The 14,382-nt window shown below is 67.9% G+C and carries 12 protein-coding genes; 7 read left to right on the top strand and 5 right to left on the bottom strand.

The features are described 5' to 3' along the window. Positions 1–3 precede the first annotated feature (3 nt). Entirely contained in the window at positions 4–4,317 is a 4,314-nt protein-coding gene (locus tag PKKP23_RS17440; RefSeq protein ID WP_126877821.1) for a translocation/assembly module TamB domain-containing protein, read from the bottom strand. Positions 4,318–4,423: 106 nt separating this feature from the next. Next, the gene (locus PKKP23_RS17435; protein ID WP_240659047.1) at positions 4,424–6,178 is read right to left on the bottom strand and encodes an autotransporter assembly complex protein TamA; all 1,755 of its coding nucleotides are present in this window, start codon (positions 6,176–6,178) and stop codon (positions 4,424–4,426) included. Between the two features lie 366 nt (positions 6,179–6,544). Here PKKP23_RS17435 and PKKP23_RS17430 point away from each other — a divergent pair, with 366 nt between their 5' ends. The 4 genes from PKKP23_RS17430 to panD all read left to right on the top strand — a co-directional run bounded on the left by PKKP23_RS17430 (position 6,545) and on the right by panD (position 9,112). Then, positions 6,545–6,730, top strand: a complete 186-nt coding sequence (locus PKKP23_RS17430) for a DUF3460 family protein (RefSeq protein ID WP_017773180.1) — start codon at positions 6,545–6,547, stop codon at positions 6,728–6,730. Then, positions 6,730–7,593 (top strand): segregation and condensation protein A, encoded by an 864-nt coding sequence (locus tag PKKP23_RS17425; RefSeq protein ID WP_017773179.1) that lies wholly within the window; start codon positions 6,730–6,732, stop codon positions 7,591–7,593. Before PKKP23_RS17430 ends, PKKP23_RS17425 begins: the two co-directional genes overlap by 1 nt. A gap of 270 nt (positions 7,594–7,863) precedes the next feature. After that, positions 7,864–8,697 carry a pantoate--beta-alanine ligase gene (gene panC / locus PKKP23_RS17420; RefSeq protein WP_126877819.1) on the top strand — a complete coding sequence of 278 codons (834 nt, stop codon included), beginning with the start codon at positions 7,864–7,866 and terminating at the stop codon, positions 8,695–8,697. 28 nt (positions 8,698–8,725) lie between these two features. Next, the gene (gene panD / locus PKKP23_RS17415; protein ID WP_017773177.1) at positions 8,726–9,112 is read left to right on the top strand and encodes an aspartate 1-decarboxylase; all 387 of its coding nucleotides are present in this window, start codon (positions 8,726–8,728) and stop codon (positions 9,110–9,112) included. 57 nt (positions 9,113–9,169) lie between these two features. Here panD and PKKP23_RS17410 read toward each other — a convergent pair whose 3' ends face one another. Next, on the bottom strand, positions 9,170–9,802 hold the full coding sequence (locus PKKP23_RS17410; protein WP_026121122.1) for a ParA family protein: 633 nt from the start codon (positions 9,800–9,802) through the stop codon (positions 9,170–9,172). Positions 9,803–10,052: 250 nt separating this feature from the next. On the opposite strand from PKKP23_RS17410, the gene PKKP23_RS17405 reads away from it, so the two are divergent. Continuing rightward, a complete protein-coding gene (locus PKKP23_RS17405; protein WP_017773175.1) occupies positions 10,053–10,472 on the top strand; it encodes a PaaI family thioesterase in 420 nt (139 codons plus the stop codon). 194 nt (positions 10,473–10,666) lie between these two features. On the opposite strand, the gene PKKP23_RS17400 is transcribed toward PKKP23_RS17405, so the two are convergent. Then, positions 10,667–11,089, bottom strand: a complete 423-nt coding sequence (locus PKKP23_RS17400; RefSeq protein WP_126877818.1) for a DoxX family protein — start codon at positions 11,087–11,089, stop codon at positions 10,667–10,669. 117 nt (positions 11,090–11,206) lie between these two features. Continuing rightward, complete coding sequence (locus PKKP23_RS17395) at positions 11,207–12,736, bottom strand: cobyric acid synthase (RefSeq protein ID WP_420873234.1); 1,530 nt, start codon at positions 12,734–12,736, stop codon at positions 11,207–11,209. A 150-nt stretch (positions 12,737–12,886) separates the two neighbouring features. On the opposite strand from PKKP23_RS17395, the gene cobU reads away from it, so the two are divergent. Together cobU and cbiB are read left to right on the top strand one after the other, a co-directional pair. Next, positions 12,887–13,429, top strand: coding sequence for a bifunctional adenosylcobinamide kinase/adenosylcobinamide-phosphate guanylyltransferase (cobU, locus tag PKKP23_RS17390; protein WP_126877817.1), 543 nt, complete (start codon positions 12,887–12,889; stop codon positions 13,427–13,429). Further along, entirely contained in the window at positions 13,426–14,379 is a 954-nt protein-coding gene (gene cbiB / locus PKKP23_RS17385; protein ID WP_126877816.1) for an adenosylcobinamide-phosphate synthase CbiB, read from the top strand. The genes cobU and cbiB overlap by 4 nt, the downstream gene beginning before the upstream one ends. The last annotated feature ends 3 nt before the right edge of the window (positions 14,380–14,382 follow it).

The raw sequence follows: 14,382 nt of genomic DNA, 5'->3' as shown, positions 1-14,382 counted from the left end.
GCGCTACCACCGGATCCGGTCGAAGCGCCGCGTATAGAACAGATCCACGCCCTTGAATGTGCCGCCATAGGCGGCCACCGACCAGTAGCGCGTCAGGTTCACGGTCGCCTTGATAGCGTTGGCGGCGGACTGCAAGCCCTGCTCGTAGCCCAGCACGAGCCACTCGCTGATCGCCTTCGAAACCAGCACCACCTGCGGGTCGGTCAGACCCACGTCGCTGCGTCCCACCGAGACTTCGTCGAGCCCCACCGTCTGCGCAATGCGCTTGCCGCCCGCGCTGCCCAGCAGCGCGAGCGCTGTGGTCATCGAGCTTTGCTGCCCGAGGTTGTTGCCCTGGTCCGTACCGTGGCCGAACAGCAGCCACGAGAGCTTTTCGTTGTCCGACACGTTCGGCTCGGAGACGAGCCTCACATCGGGCGCCTGCACCGTGCCCGTCACCTGCACGCCCGCTTCCACCTGCTGATTGCGCCGCATTGCGAGGATGTTGATGCCCGGATTCGCCACCGGCCCATTGAACGTGAAGAACCCGTTTTCGATAGCGAGCTTACGGCCGAACGCCGTATAGGTGGAGCCTTCGGTCACGCGGACGTTGCCCACCGCGCGCAGCGGCAGATTCGGCGCGCTCATCGCCGTGATGGTGCCGCGCAGACCCAGGTCCGCGCCCACGCCGCGGAAGCGGAAGTCGTTGCCGAGATCGATGTCGATGTTGGCGCGCGGCGCAAAGCGCCCCACCGGCTTGTTACTGCCCGCCACCGGCGGCGGCTTGCCGCCGCGCGTGGTGCCGTCCGGCCGCACGATCACCACGTCGTCGCCCAGTTCCGGCGCCGACTGTTCGGGCATGTCGAACAGCGCGTGATCCACGCGGAACTTGCCGTTGATCGCGAGGCCGCCGACGAGCCCGGCGTTCGCCACGCTCGCGCTGCCGGAGAGCGACAGCCGCCGGTCCGGTGACGCGAAGAGCTCGAGCTTGTCGGCAACGATGCTCGCCGTGAGATCGGGCTCGTCGCTATCCAGCCGCACGCGCCCCGTGGCCCGTAACGTACCGCTCGCGCCGTGGAACTCGACCTGCTGGAAATCGACCAGATTTTCCGTGAGCGCAATGTGGATCACGCCGTCCTTCAACTGCACGCCCTGATCCACCATCGTGGCCGAGAGCCCGTCGCCCAGCAGCGAGCCCGAGACGTTCGGCTTGCCGAGCGTGCCCGCGAGCACGAGCTTCAACGCGAGGTGCCCGTCGAGCAGGTAGCCGGGACCGAACAGTCCGCCCGTGGTCTTGAGTTCCGGCACGTTCGCGTTGATAGCCCCGGTGAGCGGCGAGGCGTCGTCCGCGGTCAGGACCCCGTCGCGCATCGCGAGCGTCGTGGCGGCATTGGCGTCGATCACGCCGATGCGGCTTGCCTGCGCATGCAGGGTGGTGTTCACGCGGTTGCCGTTACTGAAGTCCGCGCGCGCCGCGATGTCGGTGATGCCGAGCGGCGCGAGCCCGCGCGACACTTCGAGCGTGATGTCGCCCGAGCGGCGCTTCACGGCGATGTGCCCGGTGGCGGTCTCGCCGAGCGCGAAGTCCCAGTCGCTGTCGAATACGAGATCGGTGCGCAGCGTGGGCGACGGCGCGCCCGTGATCTCGTGGCGCAGCTCGAGCACGCGTGCAAGCGAGACGCCCGTTAGCGTTCCCGCCGAGCGAATGCGGCCGTGATCGTAAGTGAACGACTTGAGATCGAGCGACGCGCCTTCCAGCGTGAGCCGCGTCGCGCCCAGCGTCACCTTGCCCGGCGCCACCGCCAGCGCAAGCGGCACGTCGAGACTCGCCTGCGGTGTGCCGCGATTCGCGAGCCGCGTGATAGTGCCGTCCCAATGCGTGCCGTCGCTCGCGTCGGTGAGACGGCCGTTGGCGGCGAGCGTCAGATCGACCGACTGGTCCTGGATCTTGCCCACCGCGGCGGCTTCCAGCGTGTGCTTCGCCCGCGTGCCGGAGAGGCGCGCGGTCAGCGTCGAGAGGTTCACGCCCGCGGTGGTGAGCTCGCGTGCGTCGGTCGTAAAGGCGAGTGTGCCGTTCGGGCCGTCGCGCATCTCGGCATGGCCCTGCGCGTGGCCAACGCGGTTCGAGCCCACCACGACGCCGTCGGCCTGGTAGTCGAGCGCGACATTGGGATGCGTGAACGTGCCCGTGACGTCGCCGTCGGCGGAGACGAAACCCGCAAGGCCGAAGCCGAGGCGCTCCAGTTGCGGTGCGTTGACCCTGAAACGCAGCCGGTCGCCGCGCGCACCGAAACTGCCTTGCAGATCGACGTCGTTGCCCGCCACCGAGAGGTTCACCTTGCTCGGCAGGATGCGCGAGCCGGCCAGTTGCACGGTGCCCGAGCCGGTCATCGGGAGGTTGTCGTAGACGCTCGGGCCGAGGCGAAACTCGGCGCGCGTCGTGAAGGTGGGCGCGAGCACGCCCGTGGCAGCGAGCGTGCCGTTCACGCGCGCCTCGATGCGACGTGTCGCGGCGGCCGGTTTGGCCGTTTTCCGGGCGACCGGCTTCACCGCGCCCTTGCCCGCGCTGGCCGTCTGCTTCGCCGCGCCAGCCTTACTGGTTGCCGACTGGCTGGCCGCCACCGAAGCCGACGGCCCCTGCGAGGTCAGCGCGAGCGGGTCGAAATCCGTGAGCGTCGCTTTGAGGTTCCAGGTGGAACTGGCGTCGTGCTTGATCGCGCCGGACAGATCGACGCGGCCGCGGCCCGCGCTTACGCGCACGTCGTTGAAGCTGGTGCGCGCCGGGTCAAACGTCACCTTGCCCTGGGCGCGCAGCGCCGCCTTGGGGTCGGCGAGGTCGAGCGTGATGGTCTGGATGTCGTCGTTGAGACGAATGCCGATGGGGCCGGACAGGTTGGTGGGCCGCACGCTCGCTTCGAGCGCGTTCAGGTCCAGCCCGGCCACGCGCAGATCGAGCTGGCCGCGCTTGCCGGCGAGCGTACCGCCACCTGTCACCGTGGCGTTCTTCACGAGCCGCACATTGAGATTCGAGACGCGCTGCGTCTTCGCGTCGAGCCAGACGTCCGCGCGGGCGTCGATGAGCGGCAGCAGCTTCGCATCGAGCGCGCCCGGCTTGGCATTGGCGATAGAAACCGAACCGGTGACCGCGAAGGTCTGGGTTTTTGCGGCAGTGGCGGGCTTGGCGGCGGTCACGGCTCGGGCTGCGCTACCCGTCGATGCGCTATTCGATGCGGCACTCGATGCGACAGTCGCGCCAACCACGGGCGAATCGGTACGCGCGGACACCGCCGAAGCGCCGCTCGCCGCCGGCGCAAAAACACCGCTTGCACCAGCGTCCGATGCCCCGCCCGCAGGCATGCCGCCCTGCCCCCGCTCCGTGCCGGTCGCCGTCGCCGGCTGCAACTCGGCACGCACGGCGAGATCCGCGAATGGCGCCGAAGGCGAAAACGCCTGCGGATTCACGTGATCGAAGGCCACCGTTGCGCGCTTGAGCGGCACGTCGGCAAAGGGCGTCGCCTCCACGTGCGCGTGGCCGGTCAGCTTGAGCCCGCTCGCATCCACTTCCGCCGCAAGCGCCTCCAGCGTGCCGGTCAGATGAGCGCGCACCTGCACGTCTTCGTCGTTGACCTTGCCCGAATAACCGGCGTCGCCCGCCAGCGCGAACGGCCGCACGCCGTCGAGCGTCGCATGCGCCGTGACCGCGCCATACGGCGTGTCGAGCCGCTCGACGGACGCCTCGTGATGCCGGCCGTCGCTGCGGCCATGAAAGACGAAGCGCGAGAAGGTGGTGGTCGAGGCGCCCTCGTGCAGCACGAGTTGATCCACCTGCACGTCGCGCAGGTCGAGTGCGAGCGGCAGTTGCAGGTCCTGCGGCAACGTCGTGGGCCCGGACGATGGCGACGGCACGAGCCGCGCCTCGATCGTGCCGACGTGCAGGTAATCGACGGTGAAGCGCCACGGCTGCCGCGACAGCGCCCATTGGCCCGCGATGCGGTCGATCTTGATGTCCGTGCCGTCGCTGCCGCGCCACTCCACGCGGCGCAGCCGCACGCCGGTGGCCAATGCGCCGCCGTCCAGCTGGCCGGTCAGCTTGCCGCCCAGCAGCTTCACCGCGGCCTGCCACGTCCAGGCGGTGCCCCGCTCGGTGGTGAGCGCGCCGTACAGCAATCCCACGACGAGCACAGCCAGCACCACGGGCACGCCGATCAGCCACGCCAGCAGCTTGCCGGCGCGCGCAAGGCGGCCCGGGCGCGGCGGCTCGCCGTTGCCCCCGGAACCCGCGGATGCGGGGCCGTCGGGTTCAGGCGCGGGCGGCTGGGTGGAGGGGTCCGTGGTCATGCTCGCTGCGATATCAAAGGTCAGTCAGTCAATTGCGGTGGATGGAAGGGCTCGAAATGCCGAGGTCGATTACGCCAAAGACACGCCAAAGGCTGCGGTAACAACATCAGAACGCGATGCCCAGCGTGAGATACGGCCGCACGCTGTGGTTGCGAATGCCGTACGCCAGATCGACGTTCACCGGCCCCACCGGGCTGCGCCACCTGGCGCCTACGCCCACGCCCGGATAGAACGCTTTCTCGTGCCACGAGTCCGCGGCGGTACCGATGTCGAAGAACGCCGCGGCGCCCCAGTCGTGATTGAACCAGTGCTGGTACTCCGTGGACGCCGTCATCAGGTACTTGGTCGGCAGGATCGAGCCGTTCACATTGCGGCCGAGGCTTTGGTAGCTGTAGCCGCGCACCGAATTCGAGCCGCCCGCGCGAAACAGCAGCGAAGCCGGTATGCCCGCCGAACTGCCGCTCGTGAAGACGCCGCCCAGCTCCGCGCGAAACAGCACGAGGTCGTACTTGCCGATGGGCACGTACTGCTGGCCGCGCACGTAACCGCGAATGAACGACTGGTCCGTGAGCACGTGCTTCACGGCAAAGCCCGCCTCGGCGCGAATCAGGTTGCCCGAGCGCGGAAAGAGCGGGTCGTCGACATTGCGGCGCGTCCACGACCATGCGGGCACGAGCGCGCGGCTCGTGGTGGGCGCACCCGTGTTCTGCGTGAGCCGGTCCTGGTAGTAGAGAATCGAGTAGCCGTAGTCGATGCGCTGCGACGTGCGCGTGCGCTGCAAACCGGCACGCGCGCTGTAGATGTGCGTGTCCGACACGTCGGTGCTGGTGTAGGACGCCAGCGCGCTATTGGTCCAGGCGCGCGGGCCCGGCGGCATGGCGAGCTCGATCTGGCCGTACTGCTGGATCTGGTCGATGCGGCCGTCCACGGAAAACGGCCACGCGCGGCCGAACGTGTCGAGGTACGAATAGGAGCCCTGCACGTGCGGCCCGGTATCGGTCGAGTAACCGACGCTGCCGCGAAAGTTGTTGTACGGGTACTCGCTCACCTTCACGTGGATGGGCGTGTCGAGCGGCTTGCTGGTGTCGTCATCGACGTCGATGGCCACGCTCGCGTAGTACGGCGTGTTCTGCAACTGGCGCTGGAGTTCACGAATGCGCTGGGCGTCGTAAATGTCGCCCTGCGACACGGGGTTCACGTCGCGCACGATCTGCTCGGGATAGCGGCGCGTGCCCGACACGTCGAGCGGGCCCATCGTGAAGGTGGGCCCGCTCTCGAACGTGACCGAGAGTTTCGCATCGTGCTTCTGCGGATTGATGCGCGCCTCGGACTGCGAGATCTTCGCGCCAAGATAGCGGCGCGCCTGCAACGCCTTGAGCGCGGCCTTCTTGGCGTCGTCCCAGCCCGACTGCGAGAACGCATCGCCCTCGTGCAGCGAGAACGCGAAACGCGCGGTGTTCTCCTGGGCCGGGTCTTCGGTGAGGATAGGTCCCTTGAATGACAGCGAAACCGACGAGATCGTGGTCTGCTCGCCCGGATCGACGAACACCGTGACCCGCTTTCTGCCGCCAACCGTGCGCACGTCGGTGCGCACCACGGGCGAGAAGTAGCCGTCCGTCGCAACGAGGTCGCGCGCCTGCTGCGGCGTGGCGGTGACGAGAAAGTCGAACTGGTCGTCCGAGATGTCCTTGCGCGTGGCGAAGCGCACGATGTCGAGATGCGCTTCGAGCAGCTTGCGCACCGCGCGCGGCGAGGCCTCCACATCGACGTCGTACACGCGCGAGGCCGCGTGCGCCGCGCCCCAGAAGAGAAGCACACAACACGCCGCGACCCGCGCGGCCATGGCCCATGCCCTTCGCATGCGTGACGGTTCGATTGCACATCCCGCCAAACGGGACCTCCCTGCGGCCGTTGTTGAATTCGTTTCGGTTGAGGCACTGGCAGCGCTCGCCACACTTGCCGCGCTCGCGCCACGGGCACGCCGGGCACGAGTGCTGTATTTGACCACATCGCCGCGCGCCTGTAGCCCGCGTCGAGGCCCCTGCGCGTGCGCCTCGCGCCGCCCCACGCGGGCGATTGGACGCGCCTGCCCGCCGGTTGTTCCTCGGCCCGGCGCTTGCGGTAAAATTACGCGCCACACGAGAATCGACGGATCACCAGCGGCCGGCCACGCCGGAGCCGACCGGCCGCCGGTAGCCTTTTTGACGGACTTGACGGACGACGTGCCATGTATCAGTCGGATATCACCCAGTTCCTGAATCAGCTCAAGCAGCAAAAACCCAGCCTCGAAGAAGAGCAGCGCCGCGGCCGCGCGCTCTTGTGGGACAAGCAGCCCATCGACCTCGAAGAGCGCGCCGACCAGCAGGCCTCGCGCGTGAAGCAAACGCCGTACGTCTACTACCAGAACTTCTGATGTCGGCCGCGGACAGCGGCACGCCGGACGAAGGCACCGCGCTCGCCACACCCGCTACGGATTCCACGCCCGACACGGTCGACGGCGTGGCGTTCGCGCGTCTGTACGGCGAGCCGCTCTTCAAGGTGCCGCAGGATCTGTACATTCCGCCGGACGCGCTCGAAGTCTTTCTCGAAACCTTCGAAGGCCCGCTCGACCTGCTGCTGTACCTGATCCGCAAGCAGAACTTCAACGTGCTGGACATTCCGATGGCGGAAGTCACGGCACAGTACCTCGGTTACGTCGATCAGCTGCGCCACACCAATCTCGAGCTTGCCGCCGAGTATCTGCTGATGGCGGCCATGCTCATCGAGATCAAGTCGCGCATGCTGCTGCCGGTGAAGAAGGCCGACACGGGCGAGGAAGCCGAAGACCCGCGCGCCGAACTCGTGCGGCGTCTGCTCGAATACGAGCAGATGAAGCTCGCGGCGCAGCGGCTCGACCAGCTGCCGCAACTGGGCCGCGACTTCCTGCGCGCCGAGGTCTACATCGAGCAGAGCATCACGCCGCGCTTTCCGGACGTGAACAGCGACGACCTGCGCGCCGCGTGGGCCGACGTCATCAAGCGCGCGAAGCTCGTGCAGCACCACAAGATCACGCGCGAGGAACTCTCGGTGCGCGAGCACATGAGCGTGATTCTGCGCAGGCTGCAAAACGCGCGGTTCATGGAGTTCTCGGAACTCTTCGACGTGACGCGCGGCGTGCCAGTGGTGGTGGTCAACTTCATCGCGATGCTGGAGCTTTCGCGCGAGTCGCTGATCGAGATCACCCAGGCGGAGCCTTTCGCGCCCATCTACGTGCGGCTCGCGTATTTGCCGGCTTGACGCTCGCGCCGGGTGAGTTTCCGGGCGACTGAGGGAAGTTGCCCCGGCCTGATCTGCCCACGCCGCTACACCACCGCCGCACTGAACCGAGGCATGCCTCGAATCGGTGCGCCTGAGAGGCAAATCGACTACAATCCGGCCCTTCGGACGCCGTCCCGCCGCCCTCGCGCGCTGCACGGAGCCGATATCCGCAGACACGGGGCGGCCAAGAGGCGCGCCCGTTGCAGCCACCGTTCCGACCCGCATCGCGCGAATCCATTCAGTCCGATCATGAAAGTCATCAGTTCAATCCAGGAATTGCGCGACCAGCTGCGCGGCCAGAACCGCACGGCTTTCGTGCCCACCATGGGCAACCTGCATGAAGGGCACCTCTCGCTCATGCGCCTCGCGCGCCAGCACGGCGATCCGGTGGTGGCCAGCATCTTCGTGAACCGTCTGCAGTTCGGCCCGAACGAGGACTTCGACAAGTACCCGCGCACGCTGCAAGACGACATCGAGAAGCTTCAGAAGGAAAACGTGTATGTGCTGTTCGCGCCCACGGAGCGCGACATGTACCCGCAGCCGCAGGAATACCGCGTGCGTCCGCCGCACGACCTCGGCGACATTCTGGAAGGCGAGTTCCGGCCCGGTTTCTTCGAGGGCGTCTGCACCGTGGTGATGAAGCTGATGTCGTGCGTGCAGCCGCGCGTGGCCGTGTTCGGCAAGAAGGACTATCAGCAGCTCATGATCGTGCGGGCCATGTGCCAGCAGTTCGCGCTGCCCATCGACATCGTCGCGGCAGAAACGGTGCGCGACGCCGACGGCCTCGCGCTCAGCTCGCGCAACCGCTATCTCACGCCTTCCGAGCGCGCCGAAGCGCCGCAGCTCGCGGCCACGCTCCAGCAGGTGCGCGAAGCTATTCTGGGCGGCCGGCGCGATTTCGCGCAGATCGAGCGCGAAGCGATGGCGCTGCTGGCAAGCCGCGGCTGGCAGCCCGACTACATCGCCGTGCGCAAGCGCGTGGACCTGTTGCCGCCGGGCACTGCGGACACCGAAGCGCCGCTCGTCGTGCTCTCGGCGGCGAAACTCGGCGCCACGCGCCTCATCGACAACCTCGAAATCTGACGCGACAGCGCGCAGCAGGGAGACGAACATGCAACGCCACATGCTCAAATCGAAGATCCACCGCGCCGTGGTCACGCACTGCGAACTGCACTACGAGGGTTCGTGCGCGATCGACGAAAACCTGCTCGAAGCGGCGAACATCGTGGAAAACGAGCGCATCGACATCTGGAACATCAACAACGGCGAGCGCTTTTCAACCTACGCGATCAAGGGCGAGCGCGGCAGCGGCATGATTTCACTGAACGGGTCGGCGGCGCGGCGCGCGCAGTTGGGCGACCTCGTCATCATCGCGGCGTTCGCGGCCGTGGACGAAGCCGAACTCAAGGCCGGCTGGAAGCCGAATCTCGTGTTCGTCGACGAGCACAACCGCATCAAGGGCAGCCGCGACCACGTGCCCACGCAGAGCTGGAGCTGAGTCGAATAACGGCCTCGCTTAATAGCTTCAACTAGCACCTTCAGTTAGCCCCTTCAATTAGCGGCCGGCGCCGGTCACCCATTCGAGAATCGGCTGCCACTGCTCCAGATCTTTCTCCACACGGCTTTTGGCGACATCCCACAGCGTGAGGCCGTGCGCCGCAAGCTGCACGTAGTTCTGCGTATCGCGCAGATAGCCGAGCACCGGCAGGTCGAGCCCTTCCACGAAACGGTGCAGCTGTTCCGCGGAGCGCGTGCGCGCATCCACGCGCATGCCCACCACGCCAACCTGGATCGAGCCCTTGCGCACGGCCTTTTCCTTCGCGAGCTTCTCGAGGAAGTCCTGGGTCGCGAGAATGTCGAAGAGCGACGGCTGCAGCGGCACGATGACCTTGTCAGCAAGATCCAGCGCCACGCCGAGACGGTTTCCGTGCAGCCCCGCCGGCGTATCCACGACTGCGCGCTCGAGCCCCTTCGGCGGCTTGGCCGGCGCGTCCAGATCGACGTCCCAGCTTTCGATGGGCGGCAGCCCCGCTGGCCGCAGGTCGAGCCACGCGTGCGACGACTGCTGCCGGTCGAGGTCGGCGAGCGCCACCCACTCGCCCTGCGCCGCAAAATAGCCCGCCAGATTGGTGGACAGCGTGCTCTTGCCCACGCCGCCCTTGGGATTCGCCACCACAATCACCGTCATGAAAACTCCCGTCAAGAAGGCCGGCGTGCCGCCAGCCGGTTTGCCGTCGCCTGCGCCGGCACGCCGCTGCGTCGCGTGCTGCGTGGCCGCCGCCAGGACCGCGCGGCCGCACACGCCCTGCCTGCACCGGCCCGATTCTGCAGCGGATTGCCGTATAGCCGTCGATAATATCGGCAAAATCGGCCGCGCCGAAGCCCTGCGGCGATCATTCGGCCATCCGGCCATCCGCAACGAACACGGAGACAACACGATGAGTACGCTGCGCGCGAACATGACCACCGATTTTCTGCGGGAACGGCAGCGCGGCCGGCTGCCCGAACTGCTCGGCGTGCGCACCGTGACGGTGGAGCAGGACCGGCTCGTTGCGGAACTCGACGTGCGCGGCGAGCTGCTCGCGCCCAACGGCTTTCTGCACGCCGCCACGGTGATCGGGCTGGCCGACACGGCCTGCGGCTACGCCTGCCTTGCGCATCTGCCGGAAGCGGCGCGCAACTTCACCACGGTCGAACTCAAGAGCAATTTCCTCGGCACCGCGACCGAAGGGACGATCCGCGCCGAAGCCACGGCGGCGCATCTGGGCCGCAGCACGCAGGTATGGGACGCGAAGGTGACGGGCGCGGACGGCCGGACCATCGCCCTCTTCCGGTGTACGCAGATGGTTCTGTACTGATGCCGCGGCGCGGCGCGCATCGAGCAACGCGCGTGGATGGGTGATCCAGGAACAGAAAGGCCGTGCTCCCTCCTAGGAGACACGGCCTTCGCGTTTTGCGTTTTGCGTTTTGCGTTTTGCGTTTTGAGGCGGCGCGGCGGCGCCACTTCGGCGTATCGAAACCCTCAGGCTGCCTCAGGCTGCCTCAGGCTGCCTCAGGCAGCGACGGGCCGCCCAGCCTTGGCCCGCGCGCTGGACACCGCCGCCAACCCGCCCCCCAGCAGCGACTGCACGACCAGCGTCACGGCCCAGAACGCCGGATATTCCCAGCCGCCGTGCGGCGACGCGAAGCCCCAGCCGTTGTGCAGGTGCGCGGACATCGCGCCCAGCATGAAAGGCAGCAGCACGAGCGCGACCCAGCGCACCTGGAAGCCGGCGAGCAGCGCGATACCGCCCGCCAGTTCGATGAACGCCGTGACATAGCCGAGCCAGCCAGGCAGCCCCAGCGACACGAAGAATGCGGCCGTGCCGGGCAGCGTGAAGACGAAGATCTTTTGGAGCGAGTGAGCGAGATACAGAACGCCGAGCGCGAGGCGCAGGATCAGCGCGGCGGCGGCGGCAGTACGGGTCGAATTCATAGCGGTTCCTTTGAACGGGTGGACGCCAAAGGGTGGCGTCGATGCCCGCACTATATTCGAACCGTATGCGACAAAAAACCGCTGCTCCGGCGCAGATTGTTTCCCAGCAGGAACGAATCAGCGCGCGCCAGCCGCCTGGCGGATGACCGCCATCAGCCGTTCGAGATCGAGATGGCCGGCCAACGTATCCGCCAGCCGGTCCAGCGAGGCCTCCCGCAGCGCGGCATAGTCCACCGTTTCGGCCGTCGCGAGTCCGGCCCAGGCCAGCAGCGCCTGGCAGGCGGCCGGCGTATCGAAGAGGCCGTGCACGTAGGTGGTGAAGATCTGTCCGTCGGCCGACCGCGCGCCATCGGGACGTTGGCCGCCTTCCCCCGTGTCGAGCAGCAGCGCCGGCGTTCCGACAGCCGCGCCTTCGGTCACGCCCATGTGGATTTCGTAGCCCGCCACCGCCGGCGCGCCGGGCAGCGCGAGCGCGCCGCGGACGTTCGCGAGCGTCTTCTCGCGCGTAAGCGTGGTCGCGAAGTCGAGCCAGCCCAAACCTTCGTCCGCGCCCGGCACGCCTTCCACGCCGTGCGGGTCGGCAATCTCGCGGCCCAGCATCTGCATGCCGCCGCAAATGCCGATCACGCGTCCGCCATAGCGCAGATGCCGCCGCAGCGCCTCGTCCCAGCCTTGCTCACGCAGCCACATGAGGTCGCTTCGCACGTTCTTCGAGCCCGGCAAAATCACGAGGTCGGCCGCCGGCAGCGGGCTGCCGGCGCGCACGTAGCTGAACTCGACCTGCGGATGCGCGCGCAGCGCGTCGAAGTCGGTGTGGTTGCTGATGTGCGGCAGCACCGGCACCACGACACGCAGCACGGCGCCGGCGCCCGTCTGCGCGCGACGGTGCAGGTCGCGCGGCAGCATGTCTTCGGCGTCCAGCGTGAGCCCGTGCAGATACGGCAGCACGCCAAGCACGGGCTTGCCCGTCTGCGCCTCCAGCCAGTCGAGCCCAGGTTGCAGCAGGCTCACGTCGCCGCGAAAGCGGTTGATGACGAAGCCCTGCACGCGCTCGCGCTCGCTCTCCGACAAGCAGGCGAGCGTGCCGATCAGATGCGCGAATACGCCGCCGCGATCGATGTCGGCCACGAGCACCACCGGGCAATCCACCGCTTCGGCGAACCCCATGTTGGCGATGTCGCCTTGCCGCAGATTGATCTCCGCCGGGCTGCCCGCGCCTTCCACGAAGATCGTGTCGTAGCGCTCGCACAGCCGTGCATACGACGCGAGCACCGCCTCGCGCGCCACCGGCTTGTAGTCGTGATAGGCGCGCGCATCGAGATTCATGCGCACACGGCCATGCACGATCACCTGCGCGCCGCAATCGCTCGTGGGTTTGAGCAGCACGGGGTTGAGGTCCGTGTGCGCGTCGATGCCCGCGGCCACCGCCTGCAGCGCCTGGGCACGGCCGATCTCGCCACCGTCCACGGTCACGGCACTGTTGAGCGCCATGTTCTGCGGCTTGAACGGTGCGACGCGTGCGCCCGCGTGGCGCGCGAGCCGACACAGGGCGGCGACGAGCGTGCTCTTGCCGGCGTCGGACGTGGTGCCCTGGATCATCAGCGTGCCACGCGGCACGCGCAGCCCTTGCGGCAGAGAAACGGTCATCGGCATGGCAGGAACGGGAAGCGGACGGATAAGGAAGCGGAAGCGATAGCGCATTCGGTGCGCAAGGCGCCGCGGCGCCGTGCATTATCCCATCGCCACATGCGAATTCCGCAGCGCCGGCGTGCGCGGCACAGCCGGTACAATCACGCGATGATTTCGCGCGACCTTTCCTTCATCGTTGGCGGCGCGCGCTCGGGCAAGAGCGCGCACGCCGAGCGGCTTGCCGCGGCAAGCGGCCTCGCCGTCACCTACATCGCCACAGCGCAGATCGCCGACGACGAATTCGCCGCACGCGTCGAACATCATCGCGCGCGGCGGCCCGCGCAGTGGGAGGTGGTGGAAGCGTCGCTCGATCTTGCCGGCGCGCTCGCTGCCGCGGCGCAGCCCGAGCGCTGCGTGCTGATCGACTGCCTCACGCTCTGGCTGGCCAATCTGCTCTGCCCCCCCGATGGCTGCGCGCCGCGCGCCGACGCCCAAGCGCGCCTCGATGCGTTCGTCGCGACGTGCGGTGAGGCCGCAGGCAAAGTGATCGTGGTCAGCAACGAGATCGGGCTCGGCGTCGTGCCGCTCGGCGCGGTAACGCGCCACTATGTCGATGAGCTGGGCCGCCTCAACCAGCGCATTGCCGCGCTCGCCACGCACGCCACCCTGATGGTGGCCGGCCTGCCGCTCGTTCTCAAAGCCGGGCAATGACGATGCTGCCCTTGCCTCTGCCGTTACCTCTCGCCGCCGCGCTTGCCGCGCTCGCCGTCGTGATCGACCGGCGGCTCGGCGAGCCGCGTCGCGCGCATCCCCTCGTCGCGTTCGGCAAACTTGCCATGCGCATCGAAGCGCGCTTCAACACGGGTTGGCGCGGGCGGCTCGCCGGCATCCTCGCGTGGGCGCTGGCGGTCGTGCCGCCGGTGGCCATCGCAGCGTGGTTCACGACCGTGTTGCCGTGGCCGCTCGCCTGTGCGTTGCATGTGGCGCTGCTGTGGTTCTCGCTCGGCGCGCGCAGCCTGCGCGACCACATCGCGCCCATCGCGTCCGCCCTCGAACGACGCGATCTCGAAACAGCACGCGTGTACACCTCGCACGTCGTCTCGCGCGATCTCACGCAGGCCGACGAAGCGGCAGTCTCGCGCGCGGCGGTGGAATCCGCGCTCGAAAACGGCAACGACGCGATCTTCGGCGCGCTGTTCTGGTTCGCGGTGGCGGGCGGCCCCGGCGCGCTCGCGTTCCGGCTGGCCAATACGCTCGACGCGATGTGGGGTTACCGCACGCCGCGTTATCTGCGCTTCGGCTGGGCGGCGGCACGCATCGACGACGTGTTGAACTGGATTCCCGCACGTCTCACCGCCGCGAGCTACGCGCTGCTCGGCGACACGCGCACGGCGATTCGCTGCTGGCGCGAGCAGGCACCGCGTTGGGACAGTCCGAACGCGGGCCCGGTGATGGCGGCGGGAGCAGGCAGCCTTAACGTCAGGCTGGGCGGCCCCGCCGTCTATCACGGCGTGATGGAGGAACGGCCCGCGCTCGGCGACGGCGAAACAGCGCGCGCCGCGCACGTGAGTGCCGCGTTGACGCTGGTCGAACGCACCACGCTGCTATGGCTCGCGGTGCTGATCGTGCTGGCTTTTCTGAGCGTGGGCACGCATGGCTGAGGC

It is taken from the genome of Paraburkholderia kururiensis JCM 10599 = LMG 19447, from assembly GCF_003986935.1.
Lineage (GTDB): Bacteria > Pseudomonadota > Gammaproteobacteria > Burkholderiales > Burkholderiaceae > Paraburkholderia > Paraburkholderia kururiensis.
This window is presented reverse-complemented; position numbering and strand designations above follow the sequence as displayed.

Excerpts from the sequence above, each read along its gene's own strand:
- PKKP23_RS17440 (WP_126877821.1), bottom strand. The coding sequence starts at position 4,317 with ATGACCACGGACCCCTCCACCCAGCCGCCCGCGCCTGAACCCGACGGC.
- PKKP23_RS17435 (WP_240659047.1), bottom strand. The coding sequence starts at position 6,178 with ATGCGAAGGGCATGGGCCATGGCCGCGCGGGTCGCGGCGTGTTGTGTG.
- PKKP23_RS17430 (WP_017773180.1), top strand. The coding sequence starts at position 6,545 with ATGTATCAGTCGGATATCACCCAGTTCCTGAATCAGCTCAAGCAGCAA.
- PKKP23_RS17425 (WP_017773179.1), top strand. The coding sequence starts at position 6,730 with ATGTCGGCCGCGGACAGCGGCACGCCGGACGAAGGCACCGCGCTCGCC.
- panC (WP_126877819.1), top strand. The coding sequence starts at position 7,864 with ATGAAAGTCATCAGTTCAATCCAGGAATTGCGCGACCAGCTGCGCGGC.
- panD (WP_017773177.1), top strand. The coding sequence starts at position 8,726 with ATGCAACGCCACATGCTCAAATCGAAGATCCACCGCGCCGTGGTCACG.
- PKKP23_RS17410 (WP_026121122.1), bottom strand. The coding sequence starts at position 9,802 with ATGACGGTGATTGTGGTGGCGAATCCCAAGGGCGGCGTGGGCAAGAGC.
- PKKP23_RS17405 (WP_017773175.1), top strand. The coding sequence starts at position 10,053 with ATGAGTACGCTGCGCGCGAACATGACCACCGATTTTCTGCGGGAACGG.
- PKKP23_RS17400 (WP_126877818.1), bottom strand. The coding sequence starts at position 11,089 with ATGAATTCGACCCGTACTGCCGCCGCCGCCGCGCTGATCCTGCGCCTC.
- PKKP23_RS17395 (WP_420873234.1), bottom strand. The coding sequence starts at position 12,736 with ATGACCGTTTCTCTGCCGCAAGGGCTGCGCGTGCCGCGTGGCACGCTG.
- cobU (WP_126877817.1), top strand. The coding sequence starts at position 12,887 with ATGATTTCGCGCGACCTTTCCTTCATCGTTGGCGGCGCGCGCTCGGGC.
- cbiB (WP_126877816.1), top strand. The coding sequence starts at position 13,426 with ATGACGATGCTGCCCTTGCCTCTGCCGTTACCTCTCGCCGCCGCGCTT.